We start from the raw sequence: 14,728 nt of genomic DNA on the forward strand, positions 1-14,728 counted from the left end.
TCGATTGAACAATCTAACCCTCAAAAAGCAACAAATTCTTTATAAAATCTTAAGAAATGATAACATGAGAACGTTATCAAATCAAGATAGTTTTTGTTAATTTTTATTAATTTCTTCATTTAATTCATTTAAATATACCCATCTGTCCATTTTTTCCATAAGCAGATTTTCTTTTTCTTCTTTTTCCTTAGTTAATTCTCCTAGCTTAACAAAATCAGTAGCGCATTTAATTATAAGTTCATCTATCTCTTTAATGCGCTCCTCTAGTTTTTCGATTTCCTCATCAATTGTCTCAAATTCCTTCTTCTCTGAATAGCTGAACTTTCTACTATGAGATTTGTTAGCCTTGTACTCATTAGCAGCCTCCACATTACGAGTATTAGAAAAAGTCGTCTGTATCGTACCATTAATTCTTGCGCCGCTCTCATCAAGGACACCAGCCATAATAGCCTTGTCTCTATAATCTGAATATCCGCCCTCATACTGAACAAGTCTAGCATTCTCAAAGGCAAAAATTCTATCAACAACCCTATCAAGGAAATATCTATCATGACTTACCGCAATTACAATGCCCGCAAAACCATCAAGGTACTCTTCCAAAATTTCTAATGTCTCTATATCTAAATCGTTAGTAGGCTCATCAAGAATTAAAACATTAGGAGCACTCATAAGAACCGACAATAAGTAGAGTCTTCTTTTTTCGCCACCAGATAGCTTTCTTATAGGAGTCCATTGTTGCTTTGGACCAAATAAAAATTTTTCGCACATCTGAGAAGCTGTAGCCTTACCCTCAGCAGTTGTTACATATTCCCCAATGCTTCTTACAAATTCAAGAACCGTCATATTCTCATCAAGGGGCTCATTTTCTTGCATAAAATAACCTATTCTAACAGTTTCACCAATTTCAACGCTGCCCTCATCAGGCTCAACTTCGCCTGTAATAATCTTCATTAAAGTCGATTTACCACAGCCATTACTTCCAATGATTCCGATTCTATCATCTCTTAGAAAAATATATTCAAAATTTTCAAAAAGCTTCTTATCACCATAAGACTTTCCTATATTATGTAGTTCAATTGTCTTATTACCAAGACGTGTACCAACCGAACTCATAATCAAATCTGACTTCATAAACTTTGCTCTAGCCTGTCTAGACGCTTCCTTCATATCTTCATATCTATCAATACGCGCCTGTTGCTTAGTTGATCTAGCAAGAGCACCACGCTTAATCCATTCAAGCTCACGTCTTAAAGTATTTTGTCTCTTTTTTTCAGTAGCCCTTTCCATCTCTTCTCTTTGAGTCTTAAGTTCAAGGAAGCCCGAGTAATTGCTGTCATATTCATAAAGATTAGCATAATCTAGCTCCACAATCTTATTAGTAACATTATCAAGAAAATATCTGTCATGAGTTACAACAATAATTTCGCCCTTAAAATTTTTAATATAGCCTTCCAACCAAACAACCATCTCATTATCTAAGTGGTTAGTAGGCTCATCAAGAATTAGCACCTCTGAAGGTTCAAGAATAGCCTTGCAAAGCGCCACTCTTTTTTTAAGGCCACCTGATAAATTAGAAATTAAGTTGTCATACTCATTAATACCTAACTTATTAAGGATTTCTTTAGCCTCTGCTTCCGTAGCTCTATTCTTGCCCCTCATACAATAAGAAAGAACAGTTTCATTTTGAACAAAGGATGGCATCTGTTCCAAATAAGTTATTTCCACATCATTGCCCTTAATAACCTTTCCAGAGTCAGGAAGCTCAATACCAGCAATAATTTTTAAAAAAGTAGACTTACCAGTACCATTAACACCAATAACACCTATTTTATCACCCTTATTAACGCCAAGGGAAACATTCCTAAAAAGGTCTTTTTCTCCGTAAGTCTTAGTTATATTCTCAACGTTTAATATATTCATAAACTACCTCATTCTAAACTTCATATAGCACAAAATATGATAGACTAAATGAAACTTTCCTGTCAAATAGATTAAAGTTTAATTTGCCTTAAGACTTACAATCATATATAATCTTTAGTGCTAAATTAAAAGATACATTATAAACTTATGATTTAACATAAAATATTTATAATAGAAAGAAGGATAGCATGTTTATAGCCAACAATTGGAAAGAATATGATGTTATTGATACATCAAAGGGTGAAAAACTCGAAAGTTGGGGCGGATACTTACTAGTTAGACCAGACCCACAGGTAATTTGGGACACTCCAAAGAAAGAATATGGATGGAAGCACATGAATGGTCATTACCACAGAAGTTCTAAAGGTGGTGGAGAATGGGAATTCTTTGATTTACCACAACAGTGGAGCATTAATTATGAATTGCCAATCAATAAGACCTTAACATTTAACTTAAAGCCATTCTCATTCAAGCACACAGGCCTATTCCCAGAACAGGCAGCTAACTGGGACTGGTTCTCACAGTTAATATACAATAAGAAAAAAGAAAACCCAGACAAGGAAATAAAGGTTTTAAATCTTTTTGCATATACTGGCGGAGCAACCCTAGCAGCAGCTGCTGCAGGAGCAAAAGTAACACATGTAGATGCATCAAAGGGAATGGTAAACTGGGCAAAGGAGAATGCAGCATCATCTGGACTTTCAGATGCGCCAATTAGATGGCTAGTAGATGACTGCGTAAAATTTGTAGAAAGAGAAATTCGCCGCGGCAATAAATATGATGCCATAATAATGGACCCACCTTCATATGGAAGAGGACCAAAGGGCGAAATCTGGAAGATAGAAGAATCAATACATAACCTTGTAAAGATATGTATGCAGATTTTAAATGATAAACCATTATTCTTCTTAATTAACTCATACACAACAGGTTTACAGCCAGCAGTATTAACATATTTATTAAGAACAGAATTAAAAGACGTGTTAGACAAGAATCCAAAGGCATTTGTAGATTCACAAGAAGTAGGATTACCAGTAAGCAGTAACGGCTTAGTTCTACCATGTGGAGCAAGTGGCAGATTCCAGAACGCATAAACAAAATAAAAGGAAAAAGACCACAGATATTAAGATAGAAATCCTAATAATCTGTGGTTTTTTTATAATATTAGCTTTGGAATTTTCTTCTCAGCAAAAAACACAGCAAGCCCAGTAAATAAGCCAGTAATAATACCACTAATAATAAGAAATGGTATATAGGCAAAAATCCCGCTCATCTTTAACACAAAAAAGGCAGCAAGAATCTGTCCAATATTGTGGGCAATAGCGCCAAACACACTAGTCACAAAAAGGAACTCGCCCCTAAGAATAAAATTAATCAATCCCATAACAAGAAGGCACAATACCCCACCTGCAATAGAATAGGTAAATGAAACGATTTGACCTGCAAAAATACTAGCAAGAACAACCCTCATAAACAATACTAAAGCAGCATCCCTGATACCATGTCTTTTTATTACAAAAAGAGTAACAATATTAGCAAGACCAAGCTTAACCCCTGGAATAGGAACAAGGGGTGGAATCGCCGATTCAATCATAAAAATCGTAAGCGCAATAGTTGTATAAACTGCTAAAAGCGTAATTTTTCTTGTAGACATAAACACTCCCCTTATTTGGCCACACTATCATATGCACTATTTCCATCATCCAAAGAAGTCTTAACTTCAATAACAATCTTATTAGGAAGGCAGGTAATAGGCATAAGGCCATTCTTAATAAAACCTGTATTCATACAGATGTGATCAGGACAACTAGCATCAACAACACCAATACTACCATCCTTAGTCACTCGAATTAAATTATAGCCCCCATCCACTTCTATTTTAAATTCATAATCTTCTTTAACATTAGTTAAATCTACAACCTTAATAACTTCATTATTGTGGTAAATATATGCGTATGAACCCTTTTTAGTTTTAGTATTCATAATAAAAATACTACTAACAGCCGCGATGCCAATAACTACGGCCACAACAATCAAAATAATAGCCTTTTTCTTAATAGACATAATAATCCTCTTAAATAAAATCTAACTACTCTGCTCTTACAAAATCATACTGTCCAATGCCATCACTTGCAGCAACATCGCCATTTTCATAAATAAGCACACATTCCACACCATCAATTCCATTAATTAGGCTAAGTGCATCATCAGCTCCAAGGCAAAAACATGCAGTGGATAATGCATCACATTGAATAGATGAACTACCAATAATGCTGACACTTGCCAAACCCTTTTTAGCAGGGAAACCCGTCTTAGCATCAAGAATATGATGATATCTAACTCCATCTTTTTCAAAATAACGCTCGTAATTACCAGAAGTAACCACACAAAGATCAGACACGCTAACGCCACCATAGACATTGCTATTATCAAAAGGATCAGTTATCCCCACTTTCCATTTTGAACCATCAGTTTTTCCACCAATAGTCATAATATTTCCACCAAAATCAAGGATACCCGTAACCTTAGGATTCTTACTAAGAATAAGGCTTTTAATATCATCAGCAGCATAACCCTTAGCAATAGCACCAAGATCTATCTTAACCTTTCTAGAACTTACCCTTAATTCATTATTATCCTCATCAAGGCTTAAATAAGAACAACCCGTTCCAACAAGAGCCTCACTAATAGCTTCACTAGTTGGGAGATTTTCATGATCAGTACCAATTCCCCAAAGATCAATTAGGTTGCCAATAGTAATATCAAGAGCACCATTAGAAGCCTCATTTACATCAAGCCCATATTTAATAACCTTTTCAAGTTCATCAGAAATCGTAAAAGATTCCTCACCTCTAGCAATAGCCTGATTAATGGCATAAAGCTCACTAGATTCCAACTGAGCGCTAAAAATTTTCTCCAAATCATCAATTCTAGCATAGGAATCTCTAATTATACCTGTAAGCTCTTCCTTGTTATCACCATAAAGACTAATATTCATAATTGTATCAAAATGAAGCTCCGATAAACTAACCTTCTCATTAGCATGGCTAGAATTACCACTAGAGCAGCCAACTAAATTAACAACAAGAATCAAGCAAATTGATAAAAAAAGACATGATTTCTTCTTAAACATTTAAACACATTCCTTTCTAAATAAGCCAACAAGCATAATATAGCACTATTTTCCACTAAATAAAACAATGCCAGTAAGTTTAACCCCACTGGCATTAAATTTTATTATAAAAAATGTAGTAATGTCAACTATAGCAAACTAGCCTTTAGCCTTGGCAACAGCCGCATTATAAGCACTCTTAATAGCTTTTGAAGAAAAAGTTGCCCCACTTACAGCATTCATACCAGAAGTAGATAATCCACCAGCAGCTTTTTCAGCATATTCATAATCCAAATCAGAAGCATCCGAAATATCCGCATATACCTTAGAAACCTTATCATTACTAATAACAACATAAACAGTAATGTTATAGAAATAATCATCAACTGTAGCAGATGCGCTATAAGTACCATCGCTCTTATAAGTACGTGAAATAGCCGGTTCATTAGCCTCTACATTTGAATTGCCTTGACTATTCTGATTGTTAGATGATGCTAAATCACCATTAGAATCATTACTAGATTTAGCAGTTTCAGTACCCTTCGAATTTTTAGCCTCTATAGAGTTAACATTATCACTAGAAACTTCACTATTAGCTTCTGTGTTAGCCTCCTCACTTACAGCTTCACTACTAGCTTCCTCACTAACGACCTCATTATTATCATCTGCAGCAATTTCACCTAAATCAGAATTTATCATAGCTTCCAATTCCATTTGCTGTCTTTTTCTTTCAATCTTCTTCTGATTAGCAACATTGTAATTAGCAGCATTTACGTAAGTAATACTTACAACAACAATAATGGCAATAATTGATACAATGCTAGTTCCAATTTTACTAAATCTGTCAAGAATTGCAATATCAACCCTTTTATACTTAGAAAGAAGATATTTTCTTACACGCATAATAACATAAGTGAAGAATAAGCAACTATATGCAACAATTATGATAACAGCATCAAAGTCAGCATTTTTACACTTGTTAGCCTGCATAGTAACGCCGTGGATGTACATTAAAAAATAAAACAAATAAGCAGTTCTTTGTAAATTTTTCCAAGTCTTAGCCTTCATCTTTCTTCTTACAACCTTAACAGATGTAATACCAAGATAGATAGTCTGGATAAGAAGAATAGTACCGCAAATAATACTAAATAGGAGACTGCCATTAATTGTATTAGAATTTTTAACAGCCATTTCAATGTACTGAGGTCCAAAAATTACAATGTGAGATAGCATTAAAATGCATGATATTATCGAAAGTTCGCCCCTTATTTTCATAAGTTTCTTTATTAACTTTCCTTTTGCATTTAATGCACCAGTAAACATAACAATGTAAAAACCAGCAATACCCACGTAACCTGTAGTAAACATAGCCAATATATCATTTCTTAAAAAGCCGGATAAAGCCGCATTTTTATATATAATAAAAGCTATAAGGTTTAATACAAAAGCACCAATATAGAAGTATGCAGGAGCCTTCTTTATAGCATTATCAAAAAGAAGGACTATTCCACACATAACAATTAAACTTATAATAAAAGCCATTTATATCCTCCGCCTTAAGCTCTCTTTCTTCTAATAACAACAGTAGTTAAGACACTGATAGAAGCAAGAGCTAATACAATATAAATAGCATAATTTAAGCCATCAAAAGTATTAGTCTTAGAATCACTAACATTAGAATTGCCAGCAGCAGCTACTACAGCAGTTTCAGCAGCAACTTCACCATTAACACTATCATCTGATTTATCAATATTTTCACCAGCAGCTTCATTGCTTGTAGCACCCTTAACTACAACACCACTAATAATGCCATATCCTGGTACATCAAGTGTAACTTCATAACTACCATCAGATCCAAATAAAACCTTACTTCCTCTACCAGAAGTCTTAGCATCAAGATTAACACTAGCATCCTCATTATAGAATACAGAAGCACCATTAGAAATAGGAGTACCATTAATAGTTAAGCTAGCATTTTTAATTGCAGCTAATACATCATTAACATCAAACTTGTTATCCTTAATAGAAAGTCTATTATTTTCAATAGTAATATCACCATCAGCCACATCAGCTAAAACAATAGCATCTACATTAATATCTTCATACTTGTCATCAGTTAAGCGAATAGTATATTTGCCAGGCTTAACAGAATCAGCAAAATCCACACCAAAGCCTTGCTCAGTCTTTACAACACTATAATCAGTGCCATTTTCTAAGCCATTAATTGAAGCAACATTATAGTTAGCATCAGCAGGCACATTTAAACTAACATTTGATACATTACCGTTTGCAGTAGAAGCATTGCTTGCAGTAGCACCGCTATTCTCATCAAGTAAATTCTTAACCTTTAACTCGCCAACATTATAAGTAGACTTATTAAATACTGCATTCCCACTTTCATCACTAGTCTTATAAATATAAGTTACGCTAGTAATAGTCTTACCTGTAAGACCTGTAAGGCTCTTTGTATAAGGTGAATTACCATGAGGCTCCTTAAAATCAGGGTCAACTACCCAAGAAAATTCATAAGCCTGAAACCAAAGGTTTGCAGAATGATATAAAGGATAAGATTTACCCTCAGTAGTTGTTACATAAGCACCCTCAATTTCCTTACCAGAAGCAAGAGCCGAACCATCGTTAGGATAAATATAAAGAATATAATTACCCCAAGCAGAATCAGTAGAAATAGATGAAGTATTATTAGCAGCAACAACATTGTCATTTAAACCAACGTAAGCTCCAATAGAACCATCTTCATTAATATCCTTGTAAACTGAAAGTTCATCACAAGGAGTAAATCCTCTATCTAATAAAACAGCAACAGCGCTGTTGTTACCAGCAAGCGCGCTGTCATAGACAGACTTAGAAATCCTAACAGGTACATTACTAATACCGTAAATAGACGTTAATCCAGTAGACTCATCTGTAGAGTACGCAGAGTTAACAAAAGACTTGTATTTAGCAGTTGTTGCAGAAGTAATAGTATCATAATCACCACTAGCAACAGCCGCACCCTCTCCCAACTCACTTGTAAAATACTCACCATATGTAAGGTAACTTAATCTACCATATACATATTCATCCGCAGCTAATAAATTAGTTGTAGAAAAACTCAAAGCAACTAGCACTAAAGAAAGTACTAAAGCAATCTTTTTCTTTATCATTTTATGTTCCTCCCTAAAAAAATATAACACCGTGCGTTAGCTTAGCCTAACTTAAGTTCGTGTCTGATATTATCATAATTTTTCTAAAAAGGTCAATTGTTTTAATGATAAAGATTTTCAATAAGAAAAATCTTATTAATTAAAATCCTCATAGGCCTTAAGACCATACGCTGGCTTAGCCTGTTTAACACCGTCAATAATAGCCTTTTCCATAACGTAAGCCGCAAGCATACCAACTGTATTAACATCGGAATTAACATCACCTACAGATAAGGCATAAATACTATCACCATCCATCATACTATGAACAGGATTAATAGCTCTGCCATAACCATTATGAGCCATACCAGCAATCTTACAAAGCATAGACTTATCAAATTTAGCATTAGTTATAATAGCACCAATAGTAGTATTAGCTCTTGAGTTCTCATTAGGAATGTCAGCTATAGTATTAGCTTTACTCCTAAGTTCCTGCCATTTAAGAATCTGATTAAAGCTACTAGAAATACCATCTCCCGCTTCATTAATAAGACCAGCAATAGCCTTGCCATCTTCAAAAATATCACCAATAGCATTAACAACCACAATAGCACCAACTTTTAAATCACCAACTTCAACAGCGAAAGTTCCCACGCCAGATTTCATAGCACGTTCCATTCCACAGCACTTGCCAACACTAGCACCAGTACCAGCACCAACATTACCTCTAACAACAGAGTCATAGCTTGCATTTTCACAAGCCTTTCTACCTGCAGCTTTATCAGGACGAACATCCCCCCTGCCAACGCCAAGATCAAAAATGCAACTTTCAGGGACAAGAGGAACTCTAATACCACCAACATCTAAACCAATACCATTTTCACTAAGATATTCAAGCACACCACCAGCAGCATCCAATCCAAAGGCACTGCCGCCAGAAAGTAAAACCCCATTAATTTCCCCAGCAGCCATAAGAGGATTAAGGAGTTGTGATTCTCTTGATGCCGGGCCACCGCCCCTTATATCCACACCAGCAGGACACATTTTATCGCAGATAATAACAGTACAGCCAGTAGCAGCCTCAAAATCACTATAATGACCTATTTTAAAGCCCTTTATACTCATTAAATCTATTTCTTTCATATAAATCTAAATCTCCCATTTAAAAATTTTAACTCTAACAAAATCCATTAAAATAAAAAATAGGCATATGAAAACTAGCAAACACTAATATTTATCTCATATGCCTAGATTATATTAATAGATACGTAAATTACATAGTGCCATCAGCCACGTCTACATTAGCACTAGCACTAACATCATTCTTGTTAACATTCATTTTACTTTCCTGTGACTTATAAGGAATAGCGCTTGATTCCTTATTAACAGTTCTTACCAAAGCCTGACAAATTGCTGAACCAATAATAGTACAAGCAATAGCCTCAACGATACCATTAACAGCAACAAGACCAAGCATAAATACTAATAAAGTAAAGCCACCATTACCATTATAACCACCTGTTAAAGAATCATTGCTTAACCATGTATCCTTAAATATTAACCAGTTAGCAAGAATATAAAGCACAGTGTTAATAATAGGAGTCAAGAAAGCACAGATAGTAATAGAAAGTGATTTATTCAAGTTAATCTTTCTAAAACCACGATAGATTAAAGCCGGAATTAAACCAACTAACACTCTGTTACCAACAAGTAAATAAAATGTGCCAATAGGATTAGCATTTAGCATCTGTTGTCCAAGTACATTGGAAAAACTCTGAGAAAAAGAAGTTAAACCAAAAACCAAACCTAAAAATGCGCCAGCCTTAGGTCCAAGAATAATACCACCAACAGCAACAGGAATTACAATTAAGGTAATCTGAATTCCCCAAGGTGTCATTAAATAGCCAAGAGGTGTAAAAGCCATAATTAAAATAATGGCAGTTAAAACACCTAATTCTACCATCTTACGTACACTAAATTTGTTCTTCTTCATATTGTCCTCCTTACTGTCGCTCTCGCCTTTCGCGGATGCAACGTAACCTGTTGCAATTACTTCGTAATTGCAATGTAGCCTCATGCTAGCGCGAAGCGCATTTAAATGCATGAGGTTCAAGTAATTCATAGTGATTATACCTTAAATACAAAGCTGCACTTAGCTTATGCGCTTTTAAAGTATAAATCATCGATTTCGAATTCAGCTATAGTATAAGATACTTTTGTAAAAAAGACAATAAATAATGACATAAATTTGTATACAATATGCAAAATTTTCCAAAAAAACAAGGTGCTTGTAGATTTATCTACAAGCACCTTGGCGTCCGAACTATATATTATATTAATTACAAATTATTTCTAATTGATTAATAATTATTCAATGATTGTTGCAACAGCACCAGAACCAACTGTTCTACCACCCTCACGGATAGCGAAACGAAGACCCTGTTCCATAGCTACGTTATGGATAAGTTCAACAGTCATTTCTACGTTATCACCAGGCATGCACATTTCTGTACCAGCAGGTAATTCACAAACACCAGTAACATCAGTTGTTCTGAAGTAGAACTGTGGTCTGTAGTTGTTGAAGAATGGAGTATGACGTCCACCTTCGTCCTTTGTTAATACGTAAACCTGAGCTGTAAACTTGTGGTGTGGTGTGATTGAACCTGGCTTACAAAGAACCTGACCTCTCTGGATCTCGTCTCTCTGAACACCTCTAAGAAGTGCACCAATGTTATCACCTGGCTGAGCTTCATCAAGAAGCTTTCTGAACATTTCGATACCAGTAACAACAACCTTACGGATGTCTTCATGGATACCAACGATTTCAACTTCTTCGTTAACCTTAAGGATACCTCTTTCTACTCTACCTGTAGCAACTGTACCACGACCTGTGATAGAGAAGATATCTTCGATAGGCATAAGGAATGGCTTATCTGTATCTCTTTCTGGATCTGGAACATATTCATCGATTGTATGCATAAGTTCAAGAATCTTGTCACCCCATTCAGAGTTAGGATCTTCAAGAGCCTTAAGAGCTGAACCCTGGATGATTGGAGTATCATCGCCTGGGAAGTCATATTCGTTAAGAAGTTCTCTGATTTCCATATCTACTAATTCAAGAAGTTCTGGATCATCAACCATATCACACTTGTTCATGAATACTACGATGTAAGGAACACCAACCTGTCTTGAAAGAAGGATATGTTCTCTTGTCTGAGCCATAACACCATCTGTAGCAGCAACTACAAGGATACCAGCATCCATCTGAGCAGCACCTGTGATCATGTTCTTTACATAATCAGCATGGCCTGGACAGTCAACGTGAGCGTAGTGTCTCTTCTCTGTCTCGTATTCAACGTGAGCAGTAGAAATTGTGATACCTCTTTCTCTTTCTTCTGGAGCCTTATCAATATTTTCAAATGCAACAGCTTCACCTGTACCAAGTCTCTCATGAAGAGTCTTTGTGATAGCAGCTGTTAAAGTTGTCTTACCGTGATCAACGTGTCCAATTGTACCAATGTTACAATGTGGTTTTGTTCTTTCAAATTTAGCCTTTGCCATTGTTTAAAATCCTCCTTAATAATAACCAACTTTGATTAGTTGCCCGAATTTCGGGATTATCATAGCTGAAATCTATTATATTTCATTTCTGAAATTTTTTCAACTACAATTTATTATCATTATTTTTATTATGGGACAGGGATTAACCTATCCCACAATTTCACTATATAATCAAGAGTTTGCACTCTTTAATTAACGTTTAAGATATTTACAGTTAACAAATTACTTTGTATGAGCTGCAATAACCTTATCCTGAATTGACTTTGGAGCCTGCTGATACTTCTCAAAGAACATTGAGTAGTTACCACGACCCTGTGTTGAAGAACGAAGATCTGTTGAGTAACCAAACATTTCTGAAAGTGGTACATAAGCCTTTACAAGCTTACCATTACCAATATCTTCCATACCTTCGATCTGTCCACGACGTGAATTTAAATCACCAATTACATCACCCATGTATTCTTCAGGCATTGTAACTTCAACCTTCATGATTGGCTCTAAGATAGCAGGAGCTGCCTTAGCCATAGCTTCCTTGAAAGCCATAGAACCAGCGATGTGGAATGCCATTTCAGAAGAATCGACTTCATGATATGAACCATCGTAAACAGTAGCCTTAACACCAAGAACTGGGAATCCAGCAAGGATACCAGCCTGAGCAGCTTCTTCAATACCTTCACCAACAGCTGGGATATATTCCTTAGGAATAGCACCACCAACTACTGCTGATTCGAACTTGAATAATTCATCACCGTTAGCATCCATAGGTTCAAACTTAACCTTACAGTGACCATACTGACCACGACCACCTGACTGCTTAGCATACTTACTATCAACATCAACTGCCTTAGTAAAGCATTCCTTGTAAGCAACCTGAGGAGCACCAACGTTAGCTTCTACCTTAAATTCACGGAGAAGTCTATCAACGATGATTTCAAGATGTAATTCACCCATACCAGCGATGATTGTCTGACCAGTTTCCTGATCTGTATGAGCACGGAATGTAGGATCTTCTTCAGCAAGCTTAGCTAAAGCTTCACCCATCTTACCCTGAGCATCCTTAGTCTTTGGCTCGATAGCAAGTTCAATAACTGGCTCTGGGAATTCCATAGACTCTAAGATAACTGGATGCTGTTCATCACAAATTGTATCACCTGTAGAAGTAACCTTAAGACCTACAGCAGCTGCGATATCACCTGCGTATACCTTATCGATTTCTTCTCTCTTGTTAGCATGCATCTGAAGGATACGACCAACTCTTTCCTTCTTGTCCTTAGTAGCATTAAGTACATAAGAACCTGAGTTTAATGTACCAGAGTAAACTCTGAAGAAAGCTAACTTACCAACGAATGGGTCAGTCATAATCTTAAATGCTAATGCTGCGAATGGTTCTTCATCTGAAGACTTAACTGTAAGTTCGTTACCATCCATATCAGTACCCTTAATATCAGGTACATCTGTAGGAGCTGGCATGAATTCGATTACAGCATCAAGAAGCTTCTGAATACCCTTATTCTGGTGAGCTGAACCACAACAAACAGGTACTGCAGTACCGTCGATTGTACCCTTACGAAGAGCCTTCTTCATTTCAGCGATAGTTAATTCTTCGCCTTCAAGATACTTCTCCATAAGATCATCATCTAATTCAGCAATCTTCTCAACTAATTCTGTATGAGCGATTTCTGCCTCATCCTTCATATCTTCTGGGATATCTACAATTGAGATATCCTCACCCTTTGAATCATTGTAAATGTATGCCTTCATTTCGAAAAGGTCAATGATTCCCTTGAAGTAGTCTTCCTTACCGATTGGTAACTGGATAACTACTGCATTCTTACCTAACTTTGTTCCAATTTCCTTAACTGTGTTAGGGAAATTAGCACCAAGAATATCCATCTTATTAACGAAAGCCATTCTTGGAACACCGTATGTGTCAGCCTGACGCCATACATTTTCTGACTGTGGTTCTACACCACCCTTTGAGTCGAACACGCCGATAGCGCCATCGAGTACTCTTAAAGAACGTTCAACTTCTACAGTAAAGTCAACGTGACCTGGAGTATCGATAATATTGATTCTGTGCTCTAATGCGCCCTTCTTAGGCTTTGCCTGCTCCTGTAATGTCCAGTGGCATGTAGTAGCAGCAGAAGTAATTGTAATACCTCTTTCCTGCTCCTGTTCCATCCAGTCCATAGTAGCAGTTCCTTCATAAGTCTCACCGATCTTATAGTTTACACCTGTGTAATATAAGATACGCTCTGTAAGTGTTGTCTTACCAGCATCGATATGAGCCATGATACCAATATTTCTTGTTCTCTCAAGCGGATATTGTCTTCCTGCCATTGCCTATATCCCTCCGTTTTAATTAAAATCTGTAATGAGCAAAAGCCTTGTTTGCTTCTGCCATCTTGTGCATATCTTCTTTTCTCTTAACAGATGCACCTGTATTGTTAGCTGCATCAAGAATCTCGTTAGCGAGTCTTTCTTCCATAGTCTTCTCGCCTCTTGTTCTAGAGAAAGTTGTTAACCAACGAAGTGCTAAAGCCTGTCTTCTTTCAGGTTTAACTTCGATAGGTACCTGATATGTAGCACCACCGATACGTCTAGCCTTAACTTCAAGAACTGGCATGATATTGTTCATAGCCTCTTCGAAAACCTCTAAAGCTGGCTTATCGCTCTTAGCTGCTACCTTTTCAAATGCTCCGTATACAATCTTCTGAGCTACGCCTCTCTTACCATCAAGCATAACGTTGTTGATAAGCTTAGTAACTACCTTATTATTGTAAATAGGATCTGCTAATACATCTCTTTTTACAGTATGTCCTTTACGTGGCACGGTTCTTCCCTCCTTAATAATAATTAATTCATAGGTACTCACAAAAATTCGTGTACGCGCCGTCTATCTTAATCTGCAACCGTGGATTAATCTAATTCCGGCACAATATAAATTTTGTTCGTAAAAACGTCTTACGACTATAATGCACATATGTGCTGT

At 36.2% G+C, this 14,728-nt stretch carries 12 protein-coding genes; 1 reads left to right on the forward strand and 11 read right to left on the reverse strand.

The features are described 5' to 3' along the window. Window positions 1-96: 96 nt before the first annotated feature. Window positions 97-1,920 (reverse strand): ABC-F family ATP-binding cassette domain-containing protein, encoded by a 1,824-nt coding sequence (locus T537_RS0103060; RefSeq protein WP_027437044.1) that lies wholly within the window; start codon window positions 1,918-1,920, stop codon window positions 97-99. A 188-nt stretch (window positions 1,921-2,108) separates the two neighbouring features. On the opposite strand from T537_RS0103060, the gene T537_RS0103065 reads away from it, so the two are divergent. After that, a complete protein-coding gene (locus T537_RS0103065; RefSeq protein WP_027437043.1) occupies window positions 2,109-3,014 on the forward strand; it encodes a class I SAM-dependent methyltransferase in 906 nt (301 codons plus the stop codon). A 62-nt stretch (window positions 3,015-3,076) separates the two neighbouring features. Here the strand turns inward: T537_RS0103065 and T537_RS0103070 are convergent, their stop codons facing one another. The 10 genes from T537_RS0103070 to rpsG all read right to left on the reverse strand — a co-directional run bounded on the left by T537_RS0103070 (window position 3,077) and on the right by rpsG (window position 14,569). After that, complete coding sequence (locus T537_RS0103070; protein WP_031556230.1) at window positions 3,077-3,574, reverse strand: Gx transporter family protein; 498 nt, start codon at window positions 3,572-3,574, stop codon at window positions 3,077-3,079. Window positions 3,575-3,585: 11 nt separating this feature from the next. Continuing rightward, window positions 3,586-3,984 carry a NusG domain II-containing protein gene (locus tag T537_RS0103075; protein WP_051637146.1) on the reverse strand — a complete coding sequence of 133 codons (399 nt, stop codon included), beginning with the start codon at window positions 3,982-3,984 and terminating at the stop codon, window positions 3,586-3,588. A gap of 25 nt (window positions 3,985-4,009) precedes the next feature. Further along, complete coding sequence (locus T537_RS0103080) at window positions 4,010-5,053, reverse strand: FAD:protein FMN transferase (RefSeq protein WP_031556234.1); 1,044 nt, start codon at window positions 5,051-5,053, stop codon at window positions 4,010-4,012. Between the two features lie 138 nt (window positions 5,054-5,191). Next, the gene (locus T537_RS12315) at window positions 5,192-6,574 is read right to left on the reverse strand and encodes an FMN-binding protein (RefSeq protein WP_051637147.1); all 1,383 of its coding nucleotides are present in this window, start codon (window positions 6,572-6,574) and stop codon (window positions 5,192-5,194) included. A gap of 14 nt (window positions 6,575-6,588) precedes the next feature. Then, complete coding sequence (locus T537_RS0103090) at window positions 6,589-8,196, reverse strand: hypothetical protein (protein ID WP_031556238.1); 1,608 nt, start codon at window positions 8,194-8,196, stop codon at window positions 6,589-6,591. 135 nt (window positions 8,197-8,331) lie between these two features. Continuing rightward, window positions 8,332-9,318, reverse strand: coding sequence for a P1 family peptidase (locus T537_RS0103095; protein ID WP_031556240.1), 987 nt, complete (start codon window positions 9,316-9,318; stop codon window positions 8,332-8,334). Between the two features lie 130 nt (window positions 9,319-9,448). Next, window positions 9,449-10,168, reverse strand: a complete 720-nt coding sequence (locus T537_RS0103100) for an ECF transporter S component (protein WP_051554836.1) — start codon at window positions 10,166-10,168, stop codon at window positions 9,449-9,451. Between the two features lie 374 nt (window positions 10,169-10,542). Beyond that, window positions 10,543-11,736, reverse strand: coding sequence for an elongation factor Tu (gene tuf, locus T537_RS0103105; protein WP_027430861.1), 1,194 nt, complete (start codon window positions 11,734-11,736; stop codon window positions 10,543-10,545). Window positions 11,737-11,958: 222 nt separating this feature from the next. Further along, window positions 11,959-14,076 carry an elongation factor G gene (fusA, locus tag T537_RS0103110; RefSeq protein ID WP_027437038.1) on the reverse strand — a complete coding sequence of 706 codons (2,118 nt, stop codon included), beginning with the start codon at window positions 14,074-14,076 and terminating at the stop codon, window positions 11,959-11,961. Between the two features lie 22 nt (window positions 14,077-14,098). Next, the gene (gene rpsG / locus T537_RS0103115) at window positions 14,099-14,569 is read right to left on the reverse strand and encodes a 30S ribosomal protein S7 (RefSeq protein ID WP_027437037.1); all 471 of its coding nucleotides are present in this window, start codon (window positions 14,567-14,569) and stop codon (window positions 14,099-14,101) included. Window positions 14,570-14,728 lie beyond the last annotated feature (159 nt).

The sequence above is a fragment of the Lachnospira multipara LB2003 genome, assembly GCF_000702205.1.
Lineage (GTDB): Bacteria > Bacillota > Clostridia > Lachnospirales > Lachnospiraceae > Lachnospira > Lachnospira multipara_A.

Bases quoted from the DNA above. Each gene is read 5' to 3' on its own strand.
- T537_RS0103065 (WP_027437043.1), top strand. From the start codon at position 2,109: ATGTTTATAGCCAACAATTGGAAAGAATATGATGTTATTGATACATCA.
- T537_RS0103090 (WP_031556238.1), bottom strand. From the start codon at position 8,196: ATGATAAAGAAAAAGATTGCTTTAGTACTTTCTTTAGTGCTAGTTGCT.
- T537_RS0103080 (WP_031556234.1), bottom strand. From the start codon at position 5,053: ATGTTTAAGAAGAAATCATGTCTTTTTTTATCAATTTGCTTGATTCTT.
- T537_RS0103075 (WP_051637146.1), bottom strand. From the start codon at position 3,984: ATGTCTATTAAGAAAAAGGCTATTATTTTGATTGTTGTGGCCGTAGTT.
- fusA (WP_027437038.1), bottom strand. From the start codon at position 14,076: ATGGCAGGAAGACAATATCCGCTTGAGAGAACAAGAAATATTGGTATC.
- T537_RS0103060 (WP_027437044.1), bottom strand. From the start codon at position 1,920: ATGAATATATTAAACGTTGAGAATATAACTAAGACTTACGGAGAAAAA.
- T537_RS0103095 (WP_031556240.1), bottom strand. From the start codon at position 9,318: ATGAAAGAAATAGATTTAATGAGTATAAAGGGCTTTAAAATAGGTCAT.
- T537_RS0103100 (WP_051554836.1), bottom strand. From the start codon at position 10,168: ATGAAGAAGAACAAATTTAGTGTACGTAAGATGGTAGAATTAGGTGTT.
- tuf (WP_027430861.1), bottom strand. From the start codon at position 11,736: ATGGCAAAGGCTAAATTTGAAAGAACAAAACCACATTGTAACATTGGT.
- T537_RS0103070 (WP_031556230.1), bottom strand. From the start codon at position 3,574: ATGTCTACAAGAAAAATTACGCTTTTAGCAGTTTATACAACTATTGCG.
- T537_RS12315 (WP_051637147.1), bottom strand. From the start codon at position 6,574: ATGGCTTTTATTATAAGTTTAATTGTTATGTGTGGAATAGTCCTTCTT.